We start from the raw sequence: 24,016 nt of genomic DNA on the forward strand, positions 1-24,016 counted from the left end.
ATGTTATTGAATAAATCTTAGAAGCCGTAGTGTGTTTCAATGGTTATTACTATAACTTGGCGAATGAAAAATCATAGAAAAAAAATTTAACGATAAGGTTCAAATTTTTGCACTAAGTTAAGTTTTGCTTTTAATTTTTTTAAAATCAATATATTAAATGTGTTTCTGGTGTGATTTTATGATGAGAGATGACATTAATAGGCACAAATGAATAATATACATATAAAATAATTGAGCATAGAAAAAGAGAGAATAGATGGGGCATTAAAGAGCCTAGCAAGAGGCGTAATCCTGCTAGGCAAGAATGATAACTAGTTTTACTTAATTGAGTTCACTAACATTTTTGGTTATTTCGATTTTAGTTCCACCAAAATTATCAATGATGTACTTTCTTACCGCTTCAGTGTGGTACAGTTCTGCTAATTTGGCAAATTTAGGGTTATCCTTGTTATCTGTTTTAACAACTAATAAATTGATATTATTAATAATAGTCTCATCATTCTCTTCCCTAAATAACGAGTCAGTTAAAACGTTTAACCCGCCTTCTTGTGCAGCGGTATTACCTATGACTGCAATATCAACATCAGGCAATGCTCTTGGGCCATGAGCATATTTTATTTGCCTAAAAACTAAGTCCTTAGGGTTCGAGACAATATCATTAGTAGACCCTGTGGCTTGGTTAAAATTAGGTTTTAATGCAATTAACCCCGACTTTTCAAGTAATTTAAGTGCACGTATATGGTTGGCGGCATCATTGGGAATGGCAACGATAGATTGCTTAGGTAAATCAGCTAATTTTTTATGTTTTACCGAATATATGCCCATTGGCTCAAAGTAGGTGGTTGAGATCGCCGTTAATTGGTTATTATGATTTTTATTAAAATCTTTTAAAAACCCCCAAGATTGAAATGCATTAACATCAACATCTCCGTCAATGGTAGCGACGTTGAGTGTTATTCCATCGTCAATAATTTTGACATCAATATCGAGGTTGGCTTGTTTAGCTTCCGGTGATTGGGCAATAAATTTCCATATATCCGCATCACTACCGTGGCTGCCAATAATAATTTTTTGTGAAGTTACTTTTTGTGGTGCTGTAATTTCATTGGTGTCTTCTTCTTGGGAGCAAGCCACTAAGGCTGATAACGACAAGGACAATAACACTGCAGGTAGTTTTTTCATTTGATGATCTCTAATTGGTTTTGTTCTCGGTATCTAACCAAATAAAAATAATGCTTTATAAATAATATTTTTTTCGTATTTCTTATTTTCAGTTATATAAGATGTGAACTGTTACAAAAAGTTATATCGATATAGTTTTAAATTATTTTTAGTAATATCAGATGTGGTATTTAATCGAGTGATAAATATATCGTGAATTTTATTCATTATTTAAATAAATATTTAAAAAGGCCGATTAATATGTCTATCACACAATTACCTATTATTGATTTACATGAGCTTGAAAACCCTGAAACACGAGAGAGTTTCTATAAAAGATTGCGCTTTATTGCTAGGGAAATAGGTTTTTTTTATCTAGTTGGACACAATATTTCCGTTGGCACCCGAGAGCAATTATTAGCGACAACCAAGCAATTTTTTGCCTTACCTCAAAGCGAAAAAGAAAGTATCTCGATGGAATACTCAAAGCATTTTCGAGGGTACACGGCATCCACTGAAGAGAGCACTCGTAGCCAGCCAGATTACCGTGAACAGATTGATATTGGCGAAGAGTTACCGGCATTACAACTTAATCAAGATGACCCTATCTGGTTTAATTTACATGGGCCAAACCAATGGCCGCAATCTTTACCTGAACTTAAATCTCAGGCACTTGCGTGGCAAAGTGAAATGCGAACCATTGCAGTAAAATTAATTAAAGCGTTTTTAGTTGCACTAGAATTACCTGAAAATAGTTTTGATAAAATTATTGCCGACCCTGCCCAACATTTATTAAAACTTATTCATTATCCGGCAAGGGAAGATAATAATGAAGGGGAGCAAGGGGTTGGAGCGCACAAAGATGCGGGAATTTTAACCTTATTATGGCAGGATAATAGTGGGGGGCTACAAGTTGAAACTGATGCTGGTTGGATAGATGTTGAACCTTTGGAAAATGCATTTGTGGTAAATATTGGAGAAGTATTTGAATTAGCCACTAATGGCTATTTACGTGCGAATGTTCATCAAGTTGTTAGGCGTAAAAATAGTCATTCCCGCTATTCCATTGCTTATTTTATTACACCAAATATTTTTGCGGAAGAAGTCCCATTATTAAATTTACCCCATTATTTAGCACAACAAGCGTTAGGGCCGGATAGCGATCCATTAAACCCATTATTTACTAATCTTGGAAAAAATGTCATTAAAGGGCGTTTGCGTTCCCATTTAACAGTAACTCGTCGCTTTTATCCTAAGGAATATGAGCAAATAATAAGTAATAATAATATTATCTGAGCAGTCGAGTCGTTAGAGATATGATGATAAACCGTATTGGAGCTAAAAATGTCAGAACAGAGCTATAAAAAGGACTTACAAGGTAAAGAATTATCTCCAGAAACCTTAATGATGAGTTATGGCTATGACCCTAAGCTTTCAGAAGGGTCAATTAAGCCACCTGTTTTTCTGACATCCACATTTGTATTTAAAACCGCTCAGGAAGGGAAAGATTTTTTTAACTTAGTTAGTGGGCGCACACAAACGAGCGAAAACCATAAACAAGGATTGGTGTATTCACGTTTTAACCACCCAAATAGTGAGATTGTCGAAGACAGACTCGCCCTGTATGAGGGGGCAGAAAGCGCAGCGCTATTTTCTTCTGGTATGTCGGCAATTACAACGTGCTTAATGGCAGTATTGCAACCGGGTGATGTACTACTCCACTCTCAGCCACTCTATGGTGGAACTGAAACCCTATTTTTAAACACGTTCACTCGTTTCGGAATAACTTCGATTCCATTTCAAAATGGGTACGAGCAGAAATCCATCTTAGAAGTTGCTAATCGAGTCGGGAAAGAGCAAAAAATTGCGGCGATCTATATTGAAACACCATCTAACCCATTGAATACACTTGTTGATATTGAATTAATTAGCCATGTGGCTAAGCAGATAGCTGCGAAGCAAAATGGGCAAACTCCGTTAGTCATTTGCGACAATACGTTGCTAGGGCCTGTATTTCAAAAGCCGTTGTCATTAGGCGCAGATTTAAGTGTGTACTCACTAACTAAATATGTGGGAGGGCATTCAGACCTAGTTGCGGGGGCTGTGGTTGGAAGTCAGGAGTTAGTCAAGAAAGTGAAGGCGCAACGTAATGCCATCGGTACACAGCTTGACCCCCATTCTAGCTGGATGTTAGGGCGGTCATTAGAAACATTACAGTTACGTATGGAAAGGGCAAATGAGAGTGCAAAAATATTGGCTGAATATCTCCATCAGCACCCTAAAGTCAGTAAAGTGCATTTTCCTGCTTTTTTTCCGAAAGCGAGTGTAGAGCATCAAGTTTATCAAAAACAATGTACAGGAGCGGGTTCAACTTTCTCTATCAATGTAGGGAATAATGAGGCGGATGCATTTCGTTTTCTAGACAACTTAGCAATCTTTAAATTAGCGGTTAGTTTAGGGGGAACTGAGTCGCTCGCCAGCCATCCGGCGTCCACAACCCATTCAGGTGTTGCTCAAAAGGTCCGGGAACATATTGGTATTAGTGATAATTTAGTGCGCTTATCAATTGGTATTGAAAATGTGAATGACCTTAAATATGCATTGGAACTAGCATTAGAGGCGATTTAATCATCAGGGTGGGGAAATTTCCCACCCTGAATGGTCACTAAATTGAGTTAGGTGATGCGATATTGTGCGGGAAGTTCGCTAAAGCCAAGCCCATTGCCTTTTTTCACTGCAATTTGGACGGGAATACGTTCTTTCATTGCTTCCACATGGCTAATTACGCCAATAGTTTTGCCAGATGCATTTAAACTTTCTAATGCATCAAGGGCAATATCTAACGTTTCTGCATCTAAAGTCCCAAAACCTTCGTCTAAAAAGAGCGATTCCAATTGTGTACGGTGACTCACCATATCGGATAGCGCTAGGGCCAATGCTAAACTCACTAAAAAGCTTTCCCCGCCAGAAAGCGTTTTAATGTCTCTAATGCTATCTGCTTGCCAGCCATCAATAACTTGTAACTCAAGGTTTGCTTGGTGGCTACGCTGTAATAAATAACGGCCATGAAGTTTTTCAAGTTGTTGATTGGCTAAAGAAACTAAACAATCCAAAGTTAGGCCTTGTGCATAACGTCGGAATTTATCCCCTTCAGCGGAGCCGATAAGTAAACTGAGATAGCTCCAATCGTCATAACTTAATTGGCTTTTCTCTATTTCTTGCAGTAAATCTTGTTGCTGATGGCGCAGTTGCTTATCTGCACTGAGTTGGTTAATTATCTGGCCTTGCTTTTGGTTTATTTGCTTAATTTCTTCATCAAGTTGAGTGACTACTGTTTGTAATTGCGTTTCAGTAAGCGCCGAAAAATCAGCAATGCGTTGTTGATTCAGTGCTTCAATCGCCTGTAGCCCCTCTTTATAACGTGTTTCACACTGAATACGAGCTTGGTTTATGCGCTGTCTTAGCTCTTCTAATTGTTGCTTTTCTTCGTGGCTTATTAACGCATCAAGAAAGGCTTGTTGATGGCTAAATGGGCTATCTGTAAGTGATTGAGAGAACAGGGTATTGACTTGTTTTTGTGCCAGTTTTGTTTTTTCACTGGCGTCAATGAGCTCTTGATAGCTTCCATTCATTGAGGCGATGGCTTTATCAATCTCATTGAGTTGTTTACTTAATTGTTCCTGAGTTTGGAAAAGCATGGTTTGTTTATCATTCAATTTCTGAATGAATTGGCTGATAGCTAAACCAGAAAGCAGTGTTTTCCGTTGCGCTATTTTTTGCTCTAAACCTAACTCAATTTGTTTAAGTCGATTTTCTTCTTGTTCAATTTGTTGAGTGAGAATACGGAGTTGTGCTGACTCAACTTTTAATGTGGCATTATTGACTTCAATTTGTTGGCTAAGTGTTTGCGCCGCCATTTTTTTGTTATTAAAGCGCTCACTTCGCTGAGTAACTTCGCGAAACCATTCATCAAACTTATCTTTATCTGGCGCGCTTAAGTTAAATGGATCTAGGGTGGATTGCCATTGCTCTATTTGTATCTGTTTACGCTGTTGGAGCTGATTATGTTCTTTTTGGAGCTCATCAAGTTGTTGCGTTTGGTTTTTTAAACGCTCTTCGACTAATAACAGCTCTGATTGCAGCTGTGTAAAGCTAGCTTGTTGTTCATGTAAATGATGTTTGGCTTGCTGATATTCACGTTCTAGAGCCGCCATATCCGCCACTATTCTCTGTTGCGTAGCTAATTGATCCGTTAATTGATTAACTAAGAGGGTGACGGCTTGCTCATTTTGGGCTAACTCAGGAGTGAGTGCTTGCTCACATGTCTTTTGCCACTGTTGGTTAAAAGCATCGAATTGTTCATTGGTTTGCTGTTGTTGCTGTAAGTTTTCGTTCTGACGTTGTTTTTGTGTGTGAAGTTGTGATTCTAACAGAGCTTGTTGCTGTTTTAATTGGTCGAGTTTATCTGTTAGTTCAATGAGTTGTTGCTGCGTTTCACTGAGATGGATTGATTGATAATCGTTAACTGCAGGGTGCTCTGTTGCACCACATAATGGGCAGGGGTTACCTGCTATGAGTTGCTGGCGCTCATGCTCTAGGCTGACAATTTTTTGTTCTAATTGTAATTTATCATTGGTTAGTTTGACGCGTGGGGCTAACTCATTAATACGTGTCAGGGCAATGCTCAACTCTTTTTGCGTTGCAGTGATACTTTGTGCTAATTCAGCATCTTTTTGAATTTCTTTCTGTTTTTGTGTTTGAGTATTAAGGCATTGAGATAATATTAGGGGTAATAACTTGGCATGCTGTAATCGAGCTTGTAGCTGTTCAATGTGTTGATTGATGGTGTTAACATTATGTTTTTCTTGATTTTGTTTGTAGGTTTCTTCTTGTTTTTTGAATGCGACGGTGCTGCGCTCTAACTCGAGACGTTTTTGGGCTAATTTTTCAGTTTGCAGCTGTTGTTGCCGTTGTAACTGTGCGACGCCATTTGAAAGTATTTGTTGTTTATTGTGTAAACTTGCCAGTTTGTCGGCTAATTCGAAAATAAAATGACCTTGTTGTTGCCAACTACCTATTTGGGAACTCAGTTCAGCGTCTTTTGGGTGCGCTTCTAGGAATAGGTTGTGTTTCTTTAACTCAATGTGAGCATTTTGGATCTGACTCTGTGTCTCATTAACTAAGTGTTGTTTTTGCTGAAGAGTTGTGTGTTGTTGTTCAATTTGCTGCGTAATTTCAGACTGTTGCTGTTTCAATTGTGCAATTTGGTTATCCAGAGGCCTGACAGTTTCATCAATCAATTGATGTTGTTGTTTGGCAAAATCAAGGTGTTGTTGATACTCGGATTGTGATTTCAACAACTTCTCTTGCAGTGGGTCTCGTTCAGCTTGCTGAGTTTGCAAGCTAAGTTGCAAACGTTGTTGTTTATTCGTGTATTCAGTGAGTTGTAGTTGCAGGCGTTCAACTTCCTGCCACAACGGACGAAGGGATTCTGCCGGAGCGCTGTCCGCTAACCGTTTCAACTGAGGCTGAGCGGCTTGGAACTCAAGCTCGTTTTTTTTAAGCTCATCATCAAGTGATTGCATGCGCTGGGTGAGTTGGTGATATTGTTGCCACCAATTAACCCCTTGTTGGTGGCGAGCCCGCTGTTGCTTGGTTTGAGTCTCTTGTTCAAGTAAATGGTTTTGTTGTGCCAATAACTCTTGATGTTCTGCTTCAGTGAGTAAATTAATGCTTTGCGCTTTCGCTTTTAGCAAATCTAAGTCAATTTTAGCTTGCTTGTGTTGATTAAAAACATAAATTGAAATTTGGCTATAAATTTCTGTGCCTGTAATTTCTTCAAGTAAATCAGCGCGCTCTTTCTCTGAAGCATTTAAAAAAGCAGCGAAATCACCTTGAGAGAGTAAAATTGATTTGGTAAAACGCTCATAATCAAGCCCAGTTATTTGTGCTACTAATTCCTTTATCTCTGTAATTTTTACGGTCAATATTTTCCCGTCAGTAACCGTTGCAAGTTCCGCCTTAGGCTGTTGTAAATTGCCGTCAGGTTTTCCTCCTGCTCGTCTTTGGCTCCAAAAGGCACGATAAGCTTTGCCTTTGACCTCAAACTCCACCTCCGCAAGGCATTCCCCAGTGTGGCGAGTCATCAGTTCATTTTGTGCGTTAGAAATGGTTTTTAAACGCGGTGTTCGGTGATAAAGCGCGAGGCAAATTGCATCCAATAAAGTGGTTTTCCCTGCACCTGTGGCACCTGTAATGGCAAATAGCCCATTGCTAGCAAATGGCTCTTCAGTGAAATCAATTTTCCATTCACCTCTAAGGGAGTTAATATTTTTTAAACGTAAACTTAAAATCTTCATATTAACTTTCCTTGCTCATTTGTAATGCGTCATAAGATTGTTGAAATAACTGCACTAGGCGCTGTTCACGCTCAGGATCTTCTAATGACTCTTGGGCAAGGCGACGTAAAAAAACGTCTTCTACGGTGAGTTCACTCAATGTTTCATTGGCCAAGGTTTGGTTTTGTCCCTGTATTTGCTTGCGTGCACGGCGTAGTATCACGATTTCGACAGGGAGCTCTTGTGTCAACGCTTCAATACGTTGTTGGATATCAGCGAGGTAATCTTGTGAAGCGACTTCAATATCAAGCCAAATCGGTTTATCACCTTGGTAATCTTTCCATATCACTAATTGCTGTTCTATTTGGCTTAAGGATCCTTTAATGCTTTGTAATGGCTGAATAATGGGGATTTCCAAGGGGGTAATTTGAGTTAATTCACTTCCAGTGAATTCAATAAGGCAGACACTTTTTTGTTGCGCTGTTTCGTCAAAACTTAATGCAATAGGTGAACCGCAGTAGCGAATATTTTCTTGTCCTCCAATCACTTGGGGGCGATGAATATGGCCAAGGGCAATATAGTCAGCAGGGGGAAAGGCCCCAGAAGGAAACGCATCTAACGTACCAATATAAATGTCTCTCACAGAGTCAGTTAAGGCTGCGCCGACAACGGTTAAATGGCCAGTTGCAATAATTGGGATATCCAACCCTAAAGCGGCTCGTTGTTCTAGTGCAAGTTGGTAGCTGGCTTGGTAATGATCATGAATAGCGCTTTGTAGTGAGCGTTGTTTCTCTTCAATATCTTGCCCTGCGATACTCAGTTGAATATCCCGAGGACGTAAAAAAGGAATGGCACAAACTAAGCCGATAGGTTGCGCTTGTTTATTCACTAATGTAATAACATGCGGCTCACTTCCAGATGTAATGACTTGTGTATTCAAGTAACGAAGTAGAGCACTTGACTCATTGAGTACAGAAACAGAGTCGTGATTACCGCTTAAAATAACCAGTTGGCAACCTGTTTTTTGTAAGTCGACAATAAATTTGTTGTACAGCTCACGTGCATAGCTCGGTGGTGAACCTGTATCAAATATATCACCTGCAACGATGACGGCATCAACATGGTGTAGTTCTACTTGCTCAACTAGCCAATTTAAGAAATGTTGGTGCTCAGGCGCACGGCTTTTGGTAAAAAAATACTGACCAAGGTGCCAGTCTGAGGTATGAATAATGCGCATGAGTTATCAATTCCTATCATCAATAATGAGCATGAACGTTCGATAATGAGAGTATACCTGATCCATATAATGGGTGAGGGGTGTTTGTGACTTTATTACCATGTTGCGGAAATATTTCACTTAAATGACATTTAACCGTTAAAATAAAGATTAATATGCGTTTTACACATGGATATTCATAATTCTGTCATAAAAGTGACGCATAATGCTTTCACATTTTAAATGTCTTCTTAATTTTACAGGAACAATCATGGCAAGACGCATTCTAGTTGTTGAAGATGAAGCGCCCATCCGAGAAATGGTTTGTTTTGTATTAGAACAGAATGGTTTTCAGCCTATTGAAGCTGATGATTATGACAGTGCGATTGCACAACTCGTTGACCCGCTACCCGACCTCGTCCTACTGGATTGGATGATCCCAGGGGGCTCCGGTATTCAAGTAATTAAGCATATGAAGCGTGATAGCGCAACGCGTGACGTTCCTGTCATGATGTTAACTGCACGAGGAGAAGAAGAAGACCGCGTAAAAGGTTTGGAAGTTGGCGCGGATGACTATCTTATCAAGCCATTTTCACCGAAGGAATTAATTGCTCGGGTAAAGGCAATTTTACGTCGTATTTCACCAATGGCGACGGAAGATATTATTGAAATGAATGGGTTAACATTAGACCCTACCTCTCATCGTGTGACCAGCAATGACATCCCTATTGATATGGGGCCAACTGAATATAAATTACTACATTTTTTCATGACTCACCCTGAACGCGTATATAGTAGAGAACAGCTACTAAATTATGTCTGGGGAGCCAATGTGTATGTTGAGGATAGAACCGTTGACGTGCATATTCGGCGGTTAAGAAAGGCACTAGAGACGGAAGGTCATGATAAAATGGTACAAACTGTACGTGGTACAGGTTATCGTTTTTCTATCCGTTATTAAAACCCACAAAGGGAGAGGCATGCGTGCTTGAACGTTTATCGATTAAGCAGCTAATTTGGGGGCTGTTTTTATTTATCTTACCCGCCCTTATTTTATCGGTTTTTATTGGCCACCTAGCGTGGCTATTAGTGATATCGCTACTTGCTGCACTGATATGGCATGGGTATAACCTGCTCAAGCTTTCTTACTGGTTATGGCTAGATAAAAGTATGTTGCCCCCTGAAGGGCGAGGTGGGTGGGAACCCATTTTTTATGGTATCTACCAGATGCAGCAACGTAATCGAAAACGCCGCCGTGAATTAGGTCAGTTAATTAAACGGTTTCGTAGTGGTGCAGAATCACTACCTGATGCAGTGGTAATGATGACAACCGAAGGGAATATCTTCTGGTGTAATCGCCATGCGCAGGCTTTACTCGGCTTTCGTTGGCCTGAAGATAATGGTCAACATATTTTTAATTTATTACGTTATCCTGATTTTAGCCGTTACTTCACCATCAAACGTTATGACCAAGCGCTGACTATCGAGCTCAATAGTGGTGAAATCGTTGAGTTTCGTATCTTGCCATATACCGAAGGGCAGTTATTGATGGTTGCGCGAGATGTGACAGAAAAACGTCGTTTGGAAAAGGCGCGTAGGGACTTTTTTGCGAATGTGAGCCATGAATTACGGACTCCCCTCACTGTCATTCAAGGTTACCTAGAGGTTATGGATGACCAAGAAAACGTGACTGCGGTCAATAAAAAAGCACTGCATGTTATGCAAGAGCAAACGCACCGCATGGATAACTTAGTTAAGCAGCTTTTGCAGCTATCACGCATCGAAATTGCCCCTCAAATTAACCTTGATGAGCAAGTGAATATCCCTGTCATTCTCAAAATGATTGAGCAAGAAGCGCTTAGTTTAAGCCAAGGGCGTCATCAATTTGAATTTCATGTTGATGAAAAATTGCGTGTTCATGGTAATGAAGAGCAATTACGTAGTGCAGTGGCGAACTTAGTCTATAACGCGATCAGCCATACGCCTGAAGGCACCAAAATTTGGGTTGATTGGCAGAGAAGCGGGCAAGGGGCGCGTTTTAGTGTGAGAGATAATGGGCAAGGGATACCCGCAGAGCATATCCCTCGTTTAACCGAACGTTTTTATCGAGTAGATAAAGCACGTTCCCGCCAAGGCGGTGGAGGTACAGGCCTTGGGTTAGCTATTGTTAAACATGCATTACAACATCATAGTAGTCAGTTGGTGGTGACGAGCCAGTTAGGTAAAGGGAGTGAGTTTTCATTTACGTTACCAACAGTACTAATTGTTGATGATAAAAAACTTAAAAATGGGTAAATAATTCCACTTTATTAATATGATCAAAATATTAATAAAGTGGAATTATTTCTATTCACCAGTCCATATAGGTATTCAATTCAATATTCATATATTTAATGCTGATAATTGTCGCCACGTTAATTATATATTCTGTTAAATAATCAATTATAATCACTAGAAAAAGATGAGCTGTTCATTTTTCGAACAAAGCATATAACGAGTATTGGGATTTTACTGAAAGTAATCACTAGTTCTGAAAATTAGTTTAGTTATTTATTCTTGTTTTTAGGTTTGCTATTGCCTTTTTGCCCTATAAAAGTTCTACTTGTTGTCAGTTATTGGCGAATTTTTCTGTTTTTTGACTTTTCATTTTGTGTGATACAAGCAAATATACTTTTTTATATTGTTAACAGTATGTTTATCAGAATTCTATCTCGCTATATATATTTCAAAGGGTTGCTAAGTGTAAACCCATAATTTTCTATTTTGTCACTTAAAAATAACATAATATGGCTCATCGTTTATCATCAAGAGATATCATCGCATTAGGCTTTATGACTTTTGCGTTATTCGTCGGGGCAGGAAACATTATCTTTCCCCCTATGGTTGGTTTGCAGGCAGGGGAACAAGTTTGGACTGCGGCACTAGGGTTTTTGGTTACTGGTGTGGGTTTACCTGTTTTAACGGTTATTGCGCTGGCTAAAGTGGGTGGGGGTATTGAAGCACTAAGTACGCCTGTTGGCAAAACTGCAGGGCTACTATTGGCGGTTGTTGCTTATTTGTCGGTAGGGCCTCTATTCGCAACGCCAAGAACGGCAACTGTATCTTATAAAGTCGGTATCGCACCATTATTCGGTGGTGAGTCCGATATGCTATTACTGATCTACAGCGTGGTTTACTTCGTTCTAGTTATTGGTATTTCATTATACCCAGGAAAACTGCTCGATAGCGTTGGGCACATTTTAGCGCCTGTAAAAATGCTAGCTTTGGCTATTTTGGGTATTGCGGCTGTCATGTGGCCTGCGGGTGACCCGATTCCGTCAACAATAGAATATCGTGAGATGGCTTTCTCGAACGGCTTTATCAATGGTTATCTGACAATGGATACCCTCGGTGCGATGGTATTTGGTATCGTTATTGTTAATGCGGCGCGTTCAAGGGGTATCGAAAACTCTTCATTATTAACTCGTTATACTATGTGGGCAGGGTTAATTGCAGGGGTATTATTGACGCTGGTCTATTTGTCATTGTTTAAGCTTGGTGAGAATAGTGGTTCGTTAATTCCAAACCCTGCTGATGGCGCTGACATTTTACATACCTATGTCCAATATACTTTTGGTAATTACGGTAGCTTCTTCCTTGCGGTATTAATATTTGTTGCTTGTATGGTAACTGCCGTCGGCTTAACTTGTGCTTGTGCAGAGTTCTTCAGCCGGTATGTACCGATTTCTTACCGTAAACTGGTATTGATCCTAGGTGTGTTCTCCATGGTGATCTCAAACTTAGGTTTGAGTAAGTTAATCGCCTTCTCATTACCCGTGCTAGTTTCAATTTATCCACCTTGTATTGTCTTAATTTTATTAAGCTTTACATTGAAGTGGTGGAAAAACCCAACGATAGTGATTGCGCCGACAATGTTAGTCAGCTTTGTGGTCGGTCTAATTGGCGCCGTAAAAGCGTCAGATCATCTGAAAGGTTATATTCCTGAATGGATGACTGCAATGCCACTGTATAAGCAAGATTTAGTCTGGGTATTACCAACTGTTGTTGTGATGGTCGTGGCAATTTTATGCGATAAGTTTGTGGCACCCGCTGCGCAGCATAAACAAGTATAGTAATTTCAATTATTGAATCGAAGGGCCGCTAATGTTAGCGGCCTTTTTTTGTGTAACCAGAGCGGTTACATAACTCGTTTTGAATGGGGCTAATGATATTTTTTGTTGAAGTTAGTACGGAGTACTAGTAAATTGGATAGGAAATGCGCAAGGAGGTGCAAATGAATTATTTAGAGTTTGTTGAAACTAGAATTTTTAGTCAGCAACGTAAACTAATTATGGAAGATAATGAATTTCAATTATTTCAGGCCTTCTTATTAGAAAACTATGAGTATGGTGACGTAATAAGCCGCTCTGGAGGATGTAGAAAAATACGTTGGAGAGCCTTAAATAAAGGAAAACGTGGTTGTGTTAGGGTTATCTATTATAACAGAACCATGAGCGGTAGGTTGTATTTGCTTACGATTTATACTAAGAACGCAAAGGAAGATTTGAATGAACAAGAAAAAGCGATTTTACGAGCAATCATTCAAAAGCTTGCTTAATGGTTAAATATACTCGTAATCTTTCAAGTTGCAGCGGTGTTGATTACGCTCAGATAGCCGAGTCACATAGTTTATCTATGCTTTCCGTCTATCTTCCTTTATCACCTAACTGCCGCTCGAATTATTTAAAATATAGAATTGAATGAGTTATGTAATAAGGATAATGGTATGGGAAAAAAGCTTTTTGACGATTTAGTGAGTAGCTTAGAAGAGATGGTTGCTATCGAGAAAGGTGAATTAGTTCCTGCTAGTGAAAATATTCATCGCTTCGAACTACCAGATGTTAAAGCTATTCGTAAACACTCTGGTATGAAACAACAAGAGTTTGCAGAAGCGATAGGTTCTAGTGTTGATTTGGTCCGTAGCTGGGAACAACAACGTCGGTTTCCATCAGGAATGGCCCTCAAATTGTTGTATCTTTTAGAAAAGAAACCAAGCCTGATTAATGAGTTGAGGGCCATTCATATTTAATCCAACCCCATCAGTGAAGGGGTTGGATCCTTCGACAGCGATTAATCAACCCCAACTGCACTGCCTGCTGGGCGCCTTACGTCATTCGAGCCATAGATAAAGCCTTCGCGTACTTTTCCTGAAACAGCGGAATCATTACCCGAAGATTTGGCACTAACACCAGCGCCTTCAGGGATCGCGACCATAATCAACTCGGCAGCTCCCCATGGCGTTTGCTCAACCATCTGGTAACCCATTTTATCGAGGAGCGCTAAGGTGTCTTTAGAAACCCCTCTTTGCTCATAATAAACCTCATCAGGGAGCCATTGGTGATGAATACGTGGCGCATTAACGGCTTCTTGCGGTGGCATACCATGGTCGATAATATTTAAAGCGGTTTGCAGCGTAATTGAAATAATCCGTGAGCCTCCCGGTGAACCGAGAACTAAAAATACCTTGCCATCTTTCGTCACGATAGTCGGGCTCATGGATGATAATGGGCGTTTACCCGGTGCAATAGAGTTGCGTTCCCCTTGTACTAAGCCATATAAATTCTTCTCGCCGACTTTCGTGGTGAAATCATCCATTTCATCGTTTAAGAAGAACCCTGTCCCCGGAGGGATAACAACAGAGCCGAATCGGCCATTAATCGTATAAGTCGTTGAAACCGCATTTCCTTTTTCATCTACTACAGAGTAATGTGTTGTCTCTGGTTTTTCGTGTGGCCCTATTCCCGGTTGAACTTGGGTTGATGGCGTTGCTTGGTTGGGTTTGATTTCTTTGCGTAACTCTTCTGCATAAGCTTTACTGAGTAATTTTTCGGTTGGATTATCGACAAATTCAGGGTCACCAAGGAAGGTGTTTCTATCCATATAAGCATGGCGCATCGCTTCTGTAAGAGTATGAATATAGTCCGCAGAGTTAAAGCCCATTTCTTTGAGGTCATATCCTTCTAAAATATTAAGCGTTTGGCAGATAGTTACCCCGCCTGAACTAGGTGGTGGAGCAGAGATAAATTGATACCCTCTATAGGTACAACTGACAGGCGCTGTATCTGTAATTGTAAAATCCGCAAAATCTTTTGCTGTTAAGATACCACCATTTTTTTTCGATGCTTCTTCAACAATTTTGGGGATTTCTCCTTCATAAAAGGCAGATGGGCCATTTTTGGCAATTTTTTCTAGTGTGTTAGCTAAATCGGTTTGGACTAATAAGTCGCCTGGTTGGAAGGCACTGCCATCTGGTTTTAAGAAGATACGAGCCACTTCAGGGTCTTGTTTAAAACGTTCTGTTGTGGTGTCGAGAACATCGGTATCTGCACGGGTTAGAGTAAAGCCTTCTCTGGCTAATTTTATGGCAGGAGCCATCACCTGTTGGCGGCTCATTGTCCCGTATTTTTCTAAGGCATAGTCTAGGCCTTTAACGGTACCGGGTACGCCAGATGCGAGGTAGCCATACAAGCTGGCATCTTTAATCAATTTACCATCTTTATCTAGATACATATCTGCACTAGCGGCACCGGGGGCAGTTTCTCTAAAGTTGATGAATAAATCTTTGCCATCAGCTAGGTGAATAGTCATAAAGCCACCACCACCGATATTGCCGCAGCAAGGGTTAACAACGGCTTGTGCATACCCTACCGCAACAGCTGCATCAATGGCATTACCGCCTGATTTTAGAATATCAGCCCCAATTTGTGATGCTAAATGTTGGGAAGAAACGACCATGCCTTTTTTTGCTTCAACCGCAGGTTCGGAGGCGGCATATAGTTGACTGGAAACAAGTAAGGAAAGAAGTAGAACCGCAGGGCGTAATGATGTTTTTATCATTCGTATCTCCCAGTTAAGGTTAGGTGAGGTGTTCTATCGCACAAATATTCAATATGAATAATTTGTTAATTATTTGTGCTTTTAATGTATAGCACACAATAATACAAAACATTGAGTATTTGAGTTAAGAATTGTTAACTGAGTGGAATAATTGCTAGTAGGAAGAGAAAAGATAGACTTGGTTCACAAAAAGTAAAAAGCGGGCCTAATGCCCGCTTTTCAAAAACTCGCGTAACGAATTACAGTTTTGCAGAGTTTTTAGTCAGGTAGTCAGCAACGCCTTTTGGAGAAGCATTCATACCTTCTTGGCCTTTTTCCCACTGAGCTGGGCAAACATCACCGTGCTCTTCGTGGAATTGCAGCGCGTCAACCATACGCAGCATTTCGTCAATGTTACGGCCTAATGGCAGGTCATTAACGACTTGGTGACGGACAACACCGTTTTTGTCAACGAGGAAAGAACCACGCAGTGCAACGCCTGCATCTGGGTGTTCAATACCGTAAGCTTTGATGATTTCGCGTTTGATATCAGCAACCATTGGGTATTTAACTTCACCAATACCACCGTTATCTACTGGTGTTTTACGCCATGCGTTATGAACAAACTCAGAGTCAAAAGAAACACCTACAACTTCTACGCCACGTTTTTTGAATTCTTCGTAGCGGTGGTCGAATGCGATCAGCTCTGAAGGACAAACGAAAGTAAAGTCCATTGGCCAGAAAAAGATCACAGCTGGACGGCCGTTCAGGTGGGTTTTCAGGTTGAAGTTATCAACGATTTCACCATTACCTAAAACAGCTGCAGCAGTAAAGTCAGGGGCTTGACGTGTTACCAGAACCATAATTTACTCCTATGAGTTTGAATTAAAGTTTTTTGTCCTGTCTATTTAATCACTGATAAATAGTGTGGACATAGACTGCCAAAAGAATAGAAAAATATCTTTTGATAATAAAGACATTTAAACCGATTATTGTGATAGGTTTTGGCTATCAATCATACTGGTTTATTAAATTAATATCAATAAGATAGTTTTATTCCATTAAAGTGCAAGCTTTAATTTATTCCTTTGTGTTAATTGTGACATTTTGTACAAAAAAATGTTGCAGCGCATTAGCCATCATTTCTGGATAAAATTGAAAGAAAATATTTTCTAACGCATCATACTGAAATAAAAAGTCGTTAAATGAACCACTTAGCGCTCCAAGCTTGGGGCGCCTTCTCGCCATACCATTCAGTGATTTACCAATATAATTTTTATCCGCATAGCGTATCAGCCACTGCTGTGGCCAAAGGAATTCATTTAACTCCTGAAATTTTTCAGGAGTATGACAAAGTTGTGGCTCAATTATTGTTCGGCAGTCGCGTACAAAGCCCGCTAGCGATATTGATGGCTCAATAGTCGACCAGTGCAGCGACAAAAAATGATCCCAGACTAAATCCAAGGTTATGGGCGCAACACGGCGATATTTATCACGAAACAACAACTTAGCTTCTTTGACTAAAGGGTGGGTATCCGTAATGCGGTCGACGGCTCGATGCATAAAGATACCAGAGACAACTTCAGATGAATAAAGGCCCGTAGGGTTTCCGCGGACGTAGTCAGCCATGATGTTGCCGAGCAAGGAGCTGTCAGCGAGGTGGGCCAGGTGGAGGTGCGCTAAATAATTCACTTTAAAATGTCCGTCGTCTTTCAAACCACAGGGGTGTTAGCTTCGTAAAGCCACCCGAATCACATACTCATGTATGCTCATCGGGATATCTTTACTTGCTGCCTACCTGTGATTCGAAATCCATAGGACATGCAGCGCAGCTTAGCTAGCTTTTTGATTGCTCAAACTATAGCAGTAATTATGTTGAATTCGAAACTCACAGGACATTACTTGGCAGAGGAATAAAGAATTCCTCTAATTCGAAATTCATGGGGTATCAGTACTGAGAGAAAAAAATAAAAAAGTCGAAATAAATTTGTCATGAAAGTTTATTGAAATTGAAATAATTCATTCTTTGAATGAACAAATAGCGTACAGAATTTTTTGCTAACAAAATATTTGTTAAATAATGGTGTTTTTCTGTACTATTTTACGCTTATTTCTTGCGCCAAAGTCAGCGCGGCACTAGACTAGTCGCCTGTTTTTTTAGATTGATGTCAATACAATGCGTGTTTCTGATTTTACTTTTGAATTACCTGAAGAACTGATTGCCCATTATCCGCAGGCTGAACGTAGTTCTTGCCGCTTATTAAGTCTCGATGGCGGTTCAGGGCAGCTCACGCATGGTGTTTTTACCGATATTCTAGAAAAATTGGAGCACGGTGACTTGCTAGTGTTCAATAACACTCGCGTGATCCCTGCACGGTTATTTGGGCGCAAAGTTAGTGGTGGTAAAATTGAAGTTCTGATTGAGCGTATGCTAGATGAACACCGCGTATTAGCCCATGTTAGGGCATCAAAAGCGCCAAAAGAAGGGGCTGAATTACTGTTAGGTGAAGATGAAAGCGTGAAGGCGACCATGGTCGCGCGTCATGGTGCATTGTTTGAACTGTGCTTTGATGATGAACGTGATGTATTAAGCATTCTAAACCAAATTGGTCATATGCCTCTGCCGCCTTATATTGATCGCCCTGATGAAGAGTCAGATAAAGAACTTTATCAAACCGTGTATAGTGAAAAACTAGGGGCTGTCGCAGCACCAACGGCAGGTTTACACTTTGATGAGCCGTTACTTGAAGCATTGCGCCGAAAAGGCGTAGAAATGGCGTTTGTGACATTGCATGTGGGAGCCGGTACCTTTCAACCAGTACGTGTTGATACTATCGAAGATCACATTATGCATTCTGAATATGCAGAAGTGCCACAAAAGGTCGTGGATGCCGTTTTAGCCTGTAAAGCTCGAGGTAATCGCGTTATCGCCGTTGGAACGACGTCTGTTCGGTCACTAGAAAGTGCCGCAAAAGCAAGCCAAGACGCTTTAATTGCTCCATTTTTTGATGATACCCAAATCTTTATTTACCCTGGGTATGAATATCAGGTGATAGATGCACTAATCACCAACTTCCACTTACCTGAATCTACATTAATTATGTTGGTTTCTGCGTTTGCTGGATATAAAAACACCATGAATGCATACGAAGACGCCGTTAAACAAAAATACCGTTTCTTTAGTTATGGTGATGCTATGTTTATTACCCCCAATACAAACGCTCGATTTGAGAAAATTGGTGAGTAATCAGTTTTATAAGCGGTGGCATCGGCTGCTTGCTTAGCAAATTAATATTATCGATAGCAACAGACTGTTTTTCTGCTGCTAGGAGGCAAATGTGAAATATGAATTACAAACGACTGACGGCAATGCACGCCGTGGTCGCTTAGTATTTGAGCGCGGCGTGGTGGAAACCCCTGCATTTATGCCAGTAGGAACCTACGGTACAGTCAAGGGGATGACCCCTGAAGAAGTGAAAGAAACTGGCGCTCAAATCTTATTAGGGAATACTTTCCACCTGTGGTTACGTCCGGGTCAAGAAATTATGAAGTTACATGGTGACCTCCATGACTTTATGCAATGGCAAGGGCCAATTTTAACCGATTCAGGTGGCTTTCAGGTCTTTAGTCTTGGTGCGATGCGCAAAATTAAAGAAGAAGGTGTGCATTTTCGCAACCCTATCAACGGTGAAAAAGTTTTCCTAAGCCCTGAAAAATCGATGGAAATTCAGTATGACCTCGGCTCAGATATTGTCATGATTTTTGACGAGTGCACGCCGTATCCAGCAGATTGGGACTATGCAAAGACATCAATGGAAATGTCGTTGCGTTGGGCTGCACGTAGCCGCCAACGCTTTGACGAACTAAACAATAAAAATGCTTTGTTCGGTATTATTCAAGGTAGTGTTTACGAAGATTTACGTGATATTTCAGTTAAGGGACTGGTGGAAATCGGCTTTGATGGGTACGCTGTAGGCGGCTTAGCCGTAGGCGAACCGAAAGAAGATATGCACCGAATTTTAGAACATGTCTGCCCGCAGATTCCAGCTGACAAACCTCGTTATTTAATGGGAGTTGGCAAACCTGAAGATTTAGTTGAAGGGGTTCGCCGTGGTATCGATATGTTCGATTGTGTGATGCCAACACGAAATGCACGAAATGGGCATTTATTTGTGACAAATGGCGTGGTAAAAATTCGTAATGCTAAGTATAAATCAGACACATCAACACTGGATGCTGATTGTGACTGCTATACTTGTCGTCATTATAGCCGTGCTTATCTGCATCACCTTGATAGATGTAATGAAATCCTTGGTGCAAGGCTCAATACCATCCATAATTTACGTTATTACCAGCGTTTGATGGCAGGTATTCGCCAAGCCATTGAAAATGGGAATTTTGAAGAGTTTGCTAAAGATTTTTACCAAAAGATTGGTAAACCCGAACCTTCATTAAATATCGAGTGAATTTAAGTGCGAAATGCCACTAATCTGTGTAGCATATCAAACTTAGCTTTTTTGTATGTAAAATTGCTTTCAATAAAACAATGAGGAAAGTTGAATGAGTTTTTTTATTTCTGAAGCAGCGGCGTCAGCAGGTGCACCAGCGCAAGGTAGTCCATACACCATGGTTATCATGCTTGTTGTTTTCGCGCTGATCTTCTATTTCATGATTTTGCGTCCACAGCAAAAACGTGCGAAAGAACACCGTAAATTGATGGAATCTATCACTAAAGGTGATGAAGTTTTAACAACTGGCGGTTTAATCGGGCGTGTAACTAAAGTGTCTGAAACCGGTTATGTGGTTCTTGAGTTGAGTGAGAACACAGAAGTAACCATCAAACGTGATTTCGTTGCTGCTGTTTTACCTAAAGGCACAATGAAAGCAATTTAATTCTGATTCTCCCGAAGGGAACTGCCGTGCTAAACCGTTATCCTTTGTGGAAGTATCTGATGTTGATCTTTGCGATCCTCATCGGTTTGCTTTATGCACTTCCAAACCTATATGGTGAGGATCCGGCTGTTCAGATCACTGGCGTGCGGGGAACCGCCGCCAATGAACAAACGCTGATCCAAGTCCAAAAATCGTTAAAAGACGATAAAATTGAGAGTAAATCTATCTCTCTAGAAAATGGGGCAATTTTAGCCCGATTCAACAACTCTGATGTTCAGTTACGTGCGCGTGAAGTGATCATGAATGCACTGGGTGACCAGTATGTTGTTGCATTAAACCTTGCACCTGCAACGCCTAAGTGGCTCGAAGCGATCGGTGGTGAACCGATGAAGCTTGGTCTTGATCTGCGTGGTGGGGTTCACTTCCTGATGGAAGTTGATATGGACACTGCATTAGGTAAATTGCAGGAACAAAACATGGATGGTTTGCGTAATGACCTGCGTCAAGAAGGCATTGCGTACTCTTCTATTCGTAAAGGCAATGATTACAGCGTGGAAGTTCGTTTCCGTAACGCGGACGATCGTAGCCAAGCTGAAAAAGCATTGTCTCGTAAATACCCAGACTTAGTCTTTAGTGATGGCAGCGATAACACCATGATTGCTGTTATGACCGACGAGCGTTTACGTGAAGCACGTAACTATGCAGTTTCTCAGAACATTACTATTATTCGCAACCGTGTAAACCAATTAGGTGTTGCGGAGCCACTCGTTCAACGCCAAGGTGCTGACCGAATTGTGGTTGAATTACCCGGTATCCAAGATACTGCTCGCGCAAAAGAAATTTTAGGTGCGACTGCGACATTAGAATTCCGTTTGGTGAATACTTCAGTCGATTCTTCCGCAGCAGAAAGTGGCCGTGTACCAGGTGATTCAGAAGTTAAATATGACCGTGAAGGCATGCCTTACGTTTTATATAAGCGTGTGATCTTAACGGGTGACCATATTACGGACTCAACCTCTGAAGCGGATGAAAATGGCCAACCACAAGTGAGTATCAGTCTTGATAGTGCTGGTGGTTCTATCATGTCTGACTTTACACGTGATAACCAAGACAAGCTGATGGCAACGCTGTTTGTTGAATACAAAGACAGTGGTAAAAAAGATGCAACTGGCCGTTCAATTTTGGTGAAAGATGAAAAGGTCATCAATGCGGCACGTATTTCTGCGCGTTTTGGTAGCAAATTCCGTATTACGGGTATTACTAACGGTACTGAAGCTCGCCAGCTTTCATTACTGTTACGTGCTGGTGCGTTGATTGCGCCAATCCAAATTGTTGAAGAACGTACCATTGGTCCAACACTGGGTATGCAAAATATCGAGCAAGGGCTGAAAGCATGTATCGCAGGCCTGTTAGCTTCTATCCTGTTTATGATTATTTATTATCGTAAATTTGGTCTGATTGCGAGTAGTGCGCTGTTAGCAAACTTGGTGTTAATTGTTGGTGTGATGTCCTTATTACCGGGGGCAACACTGACCATGCCAGGTATTGCGGGGATTGTATTAACCCTTGCAGTTGCAGTCGATGCTAACGTTCTTATTAACGAACGGATTAAAGAAGAGCTCAAGAACGGTCGATCTGTTCAGCAAGCGATTCATGAAGGGTATAAAGGCGCCTTCTCAAGTATTACAGACGCAAACTTAACGACACTTATCACTGCGATTATTCTATATGCAGTGGGTACTGGGTCTATTAAAGGCTTTGCGATTACGACAGCGATTGGTGTCGCAACCTCTATGTTTACAGCTATCGTCGGTACACGTGCTATCGTGAACCTGCTTTACGGCGGTAAACGTATTAACAAGCTGTCAATTTAAGGAGCACGTTGTGGCACAGGATTATACTGTTGAACAATTGAACTATGGTCGTAAAGTTTATGACTTTATGCGCTGGGACAACGTTGCCTTTAGCATTTCTATCGTATTACTGATTGCTTCTTTTGTGATTATCGGCGTCAAGGGTTTTAACTGGGGCTTAGATTTCACAGGTGGTACGGTAATTGAAATCAACTTAAGTCAGCCAGCTGATTTGGATAAAATTCGTGATAGCTTGTCTAACTCGAACCATAAAGATCCACTAATCCAAAACTTTGGTAGCAGCCGCGACATCATGATCCGTATCCCTCCTATTGAAGGCACCGCGGGTCAAGAAGTCGGCAAAGAAATTATCACGATTATCAACCAAAGTGTGGATGATAAAGCAACCGTAAAACGCATTGAATTCGTGGGGCCAAGTGTTGGGGCTGAATTGGCGCAAACAGGGGCTTTGGCTCTGTTAACTGCGTTGATTTGTATCCTAATCTATGTTGGGTTCCGTTTTGAATGGCGCTTGGCTGCGGGTGCCGTGCTATCTCTTGCGCATGACGTGGTGATTACTTTAGGTATTCTGTCTTTGTTCCATATTGAGATAGATATGACTATCGTGGCGTCATTGATGTCGGTTATCGGTTACTCGCTGAATGACAGTATCGTTGTATCAGACCGTATCCGTGAAAACTTCCGTAAAATTCGTCGTGGGACACCGTACGAAATCATGAACGTCTCTTTGACGCAAACATTGAGCCGTACCATTATGACATCAGCAACCACATTATTAGTGGTTCTGATGCTATACCTGTTCGGTGGCGCAATGTTGGAAGGCTTCTCATTGGTTATGTTAATCGGTGTAACTATCGGTACTATCTCATCTATTTACGTGGCTTCTGCATTAGCACTGAAGATGGGTATGAAGCGTGAACACTTGATGCAAGCGAAAGTCGAAAAAGAAGGTGCAGACCAAGAGTCGTTACTGCCTTAGTTTTAAAAACGATGAGTAACTAAGCCAATTAGTGCTCAAAATAGTTCGTGTTGTAGGTAGGCGGCAAGTGTAATTAATCCCTAGGATCATACATAAAGTATGTGACTAGGGTTAATAAACGATGCCAACACCCCTACAACGCGAAATATGAAGAGCAACGAGAACACCCTAGGAGGCATCTTCTAGGGTGTTTTTTCTCGCATAGTAGGGTAAACTATCTCCCCCTAAATAGATTCAGGAAACGCTATGCACTGCCCATTCTGCTCAGCTGTAGATACGAAAGTTATTGACTCGCGTCTGGTCGGTGAAGGGTCCCAAGTCCGTAGACGCCGCCAATGCTTACTGTGCCATGAACGCTTCACAACCTTTGAAGTGGCTGAACTTGTCATGCCTAGAGTCATTAAAAGCGACGATATTCGTGAGCCTTTTGATGAAGAAAAGCTTAATCGTGGTATGCAAAAGGCATTAGAAAAACGGCCTGTAAGTTCTGATGATATTGAACAAGCTATTATTTCTATTAAATCCCAGCTTAGGGCTACCGGGGAACGTGAAGTCCCGTCGAAATTAATTGGCAGTTTGGTTATGGATGAGCTGAAAAAGCTCGATAAAGTTGCCTATATCCGTTTTGCTTCTGTTTACCGCAGCTTTGAAGATGTGCGTGAATTTGGCGAAGAAATCGCTAAATTACAGGATTAACGCC

Annotated in this window: 19 protein-coding genes; 13 read left to right on the forward strand and 6 right to left on the reverse strand. The window is 40.9% G+C overall.

Annotation, left to right across the window (positions count from 1 at the left end; translation table 11 throughout):
* Positions 1-321: 321 nt before the first annotated feature.
* A complete protein-coding gene (locus P3L44_RS03360; protein WP_136134858.1) occupies positions 322-1,182 on the reverse strand; it encodes a MetQ/NlpA family ABC transporter substrate-binding protein in 861 nt (286 codons plus the stop codon).
* 240 nt (positions 1,183-1,422) lie between these two features.
* Here P3L44_RS03360 and P3L44_RS03365 point away from each other — a divergent pair, with 240 nt between their 5' ends.
* Positions 1,423-2,457 carry an isopenicillin N synthase family dioxygenase gene (locus P3L44_RS03365; protein ID WP_272661678.1) on the forward strand — a complete coding sequence of 345 codons (1,035 nt, stop codon included), beginning with the start codon at positions 1,423-1,425 and terminating at the stop codon, positions 2,455-2,457.
* Between the two features lie 48 nt (positions 2,458-2,505).
* Positions 2,506-3,789 carry a cystathionine gamma-synthase family protein gene (locus P3L44_RS03370; RefSeq protein ID WP_200129221.1) on the forward strand — a complete coding sequence of 428 codons (1,284 nt, stop codon included), beginning with the start codon at positions 2,506-2,508 and terminating at the stop codon, positions 3,787-3,789.
* Between the two features lie 47 nt (positions 3,790-3,836).
* On the opposite strand, the gene P3L44_RS03375 is transcribed toward P3L44_RS03370, so the two are convergent.
* Both P3L44_RS03375 and sbcD read right to left on the reverse strand, forming a co-directional pair.
* Positions 3,837-7,520 (reverse strand): AAA family ATPase, encoded by a 3,684-nt coding sequence (locus P3L44_RS03375; RefSeq protein ID WP_272661677.1) that lies wholly within the window; start codon positions 7,518-7,520, stop codon positions 3,837-3,839.
* A gap of 1 nt (position 7,521) precedes the next feature.
* The gene (gene sbcD / locus P3L44_RS03380; protein ID WP_272661676.1) at positions 7,522-8,736 is read right to left on the reverse strand and encodes an exonuclease subunit SbcD; all 1,215 of its coding nucleotides are present in this window, start codon (positions 8,734-8,736) and stop codon (positions 7,522-7,524) included.
* 250 nt (positions 8,737-8,986) lie between these two features.
* Here sbcD and phoB point away from each other — a divergent pair, with 250 nt between their 5' ends.
* The 5 genes from phoB to nadS all read left to right on the forward strand — a co-directional run bounded on the left by phoB (position 8,987) and on the right by nadS (position 13,783).
* The gene (gene phoB / locus P3L44_RS03385; protein ID WP_036958559.1) at positions 8,987-9,676 is read left to right on the forward strand and encodes a phosphate regulon transcriptional regulator PhoB; all 690 of its coding nucleotides are present in this window, start codon (positions 8,987-8,989) and stop codon (positions 9,674-9,676) included.
* A 23-nt stretch (positions 9,677-9,699) separates the two neighbouring features.
* Entirely contained in the window at positions 9,700-11,010 is a 1,311-nt protein-coding gene (phoR, locus tag P3L44_RS03390) for a phosphate regulon sensor histidine kinase PhoR (RefSeq protein ID WP_004905567.1), read from the forward strand.
* 491 nt (positions 11,011-11,501) lie between these two features.
* Positions 11,502-12,827 carry a branched-chain amino acid transport system II carrier protein gene (gene brnQ / locus P3L44_RS03395; protein ID WP_004905565.1) on the forward strand — a complete coding sequence of 442 codons (1,326 nt, stop codon included), beginning with the start codon at positions 11,502-11,504 and terminating at the stop codon, positions 12,825-12,827.
* Between the two features lie 161 nt (positions 12,828-12,988).
* On the forward strand, positions 12,989-13,312 hold the full coding sequence (locus P3L44_RS03400; RefSeq protein ID WP_180359519.1) for a type II toxin-antitoxin system RelE/ParE family toxin: 324 nt from the start codon (positions 12,989-12,991) through the stop codon (positions 13,310-13,312).
* 168 nt (positions 13,313-13,480) lie between these two features.
* Positions 13,481-13,783, forward strand: a complete 303-nt coding sequence (gene nadS / locus P3L44_RS03405; RefSeq protein ID WP_096864520.1) for a NadS family protein — start codon at positions 13,481-13,483, stop codon at positions 13,781-13,783.
* 41 nt (positions 13,784-13,824) lie between these two features.
* Here the strand turns inward: nadS and ggt are convergent, their stop codons facing one another.
* The 3 genes from ggt to P3L44_RS03420 form a co-directional block, all read right to left on the reverse strand.
* The gene (gene ggt / locus P3L44_RS03410) at positions 13,825-15,591 is read right to left on the reverse strand and encodes a gamma-glutamyltransferase (RefSeq protein WP_140172092.1); all 1,767 of its coding nucleotides are present in this window, start codon (positions 15,589-15,591) and stop codon (positions 13,825-13,827) included.
* Positions 15,592-15,830: 239 nt separating this feature from the next.
* Complete coding sequence (locus tag P3L44_RS03415; protein ID WP_004905550.1) at positions 15,831-16,433, reverse strand: peroxiredoxin C; 603 nt, start codon at positions 16,431-16,433, stop codon at positions 15,831-15,833.
* Between the two features lie 217 nt (positions 16,434-16,650).
* Positions 16,651-17,262, reverse strand: a complete 612-nt coding sequence (locus P3L44_RS03420; protein ID WP_272661675.1) for an ACP phosphodiesterase — start codon at positions 17,260-17,262, stop codon at positions 16,651-16,653.
* 484 nt (positions 17,263-17,746) lie between these two features.
* Between P3L44_RS03420 and queA the strand changes: the two genes are divergently transcribed.
* The 6 genes from queA (at position 17,747) to nrdR (ending at position 24,012) form a co-directional block, all read left to right on the forward strand.
* Positions 17,747-18,817, forward strand: a complete 1,071-nt coding sequence (gene queA, locus P3L44_RS03425) for a tRNA preQ1(34) S-adenosylmethionine ribosyltransferase-isomerase QueA (protein WP_272661674.1) — start codon at positions 17,747-17,749, stop codon at positions 18,815-18,817.
* Between the two features lie 91 nt (positions 18,818-18,908).
* Entirely contained in the window at positions 18,909-20,036 is a 1,128-nt protein-coding gene (gene tgt / locus P3L44_RS03430; RefSeq protein ID WP_004905543.1) for a tRNA guanosine(34) transglycosylase Tgt, read from the forward strand.
* A 94-nt stretch (positions 20,037-20,130) separates the two neighbouring features.
* A complete protein-coding gene (gene yajC, locus P3L44_RS03435) occupies positions 20,131-20,463 on the forward strand; it encodes a preprotein translocase subunit YajC (RefSeq protein ID WP_004905542.1) in 333 nt (110 codons plus the stop codon).
* A gap of 26 nt (positions 20,464-20,489) precedes the next feature.
* Positions 20,490-22,337 (forward strand): protein translocase subunit SecD, encoded by a 1,848-nt coding sequence (gene secD / locus P3L44_RS03440; RefSeq protein ID WP_071585895.1) that lies wholly within the window; start codon positions 20,490-20,492, stop codon positions 22,335-22,337.
* A gap of 10 nt (positions 22,338-22,347) precedes the next feature.
* A complete protein-coding gene (gene secF, locus P3L44_RS03445) occupies positions 22,348-23,316 on the forward strand; it encodes a protein translocase subunit SecF (RefSeq protein ID WP_004905538.1) in 969 nt (322 codons plus the stop codon).
* Positions 23,317-23,562: 246 nt separating this feature from the next.
* Positions 23,563-24,012, forward strand: coding sequence for a transcriptional regulator NrdR (gene nrdR, locus P3L44_RS03450; RefSeq protein WP_004914623.1), 450 nt, complete (start codon positions 23,563-23,565; stop codon positions 24,010-24,012).
* The last annotated feature ends 4 nt before the right edge of the window (positions 24,013-24,016 follow it).

The sequence above is a fragment of the Providencia sp. PROV175 genome (assembly GCF_032707045.1).
Lineage (GTDB): Bacteria > Pseudomonadota > Gammaproteobacteria > Enterobacterales > Enterobacteriaceae > Providencia > Providencia hangzhouensis.

Bases quoted from the DNA above. Each gene is read 5' to 3' on its own strand.
- P3L44_RS03365 (WP_272661678.1), top strand. From the start codon at position 1,423: ATGTCTATCACACAATTACCTATTATTGATTTACATGAGCTTGAAAAC.
- P3L44_RS03375 (WP_272661677.1), bottom strand. From the start codon at position 7,520: ATGAAGATTTTAAGTTTACGTTTAAAAAATATTAACTCCCTTAGAGGT.
- brnQ (WP_004905565.1), top strand. From the start codon at position 11,502: ATGGCTCATCGTTTATCATCAAGAGATATCATCGCATTAGGCTTTATG.
- nadS (WP_096864520.1), top strand. From the start codon at position 13,481: ATGGGAAAAAAGCTTTTTGACGATTTAGTGAGTAGCTTAGAAGAGATG.
- P3L44_RS03370 (WP_200129221.1), top strand. From the start codon at position 2,506: ATGTCAGAACAGAGCTATAAAAAGGACTTACAAGGTAAAGAATTATCT.
- P3L44_RS03360 (WP_136134858.1), bottom strand. From the start codon at position 1,182: ATGAAAAAACTACCTGCAGTGTTATTGTCCTTGTCGTTATCAGCCTTA.
- P3L44_RS03415 (WP_004905550.1), bottom strand. From the start codon at position 16,433: ATGGTTCTGGTAACACGTCAAGCCCCTGACTTTACTGCTGCAGCTGTT.
- ggt (WP_140172092.1), bottom strand. From the start codon at position 15,591: ATGATAAAAACATCATTACGCCCTGCGGTTCTACTTCTTTCCTTACTT.
- nrdR (WP_004914623.1), top strand. From the start codon at position 23,563: ATGCACTGCCCATTCTGCTCAGCTGTAGATACGAAAGTTATTGACTCG.
- queA (WP_272661674.1), top strand. From the start codon at position 17,747: ATGCGTGTTTCTGATTTTACTTTTGAATTACCTGAAGAACTGATTGCC.
- phoB (WP_036958559.1), top strand. From the start codon at position 8,987: ATGGCAAGACGCATTCTAGTTGTTGAAGATGAAGCGCCCATCCGAGAA.
- yajC (WP_004905542.1), top strand. From the start codon at position 20,131: ATGAGTTTTTTTATTTCTGAAGCAGCGGCGTCAGCAGGTGCACCAGCG.
- sbcD (WP_272661676.1), bottom strand. From the start codon at position 8,736: ATGCGCATTATTCATACCTCAGACTGGCACCTTGGTCAGTATTTTTTT.
- P3L44_RS03400 (WP_180359519.1), top strand. From the start codon at position 12,989: ATGAATTATTTAGAGTTTGTTGAAACTAGAATTTTTAGTCAGCAACGT.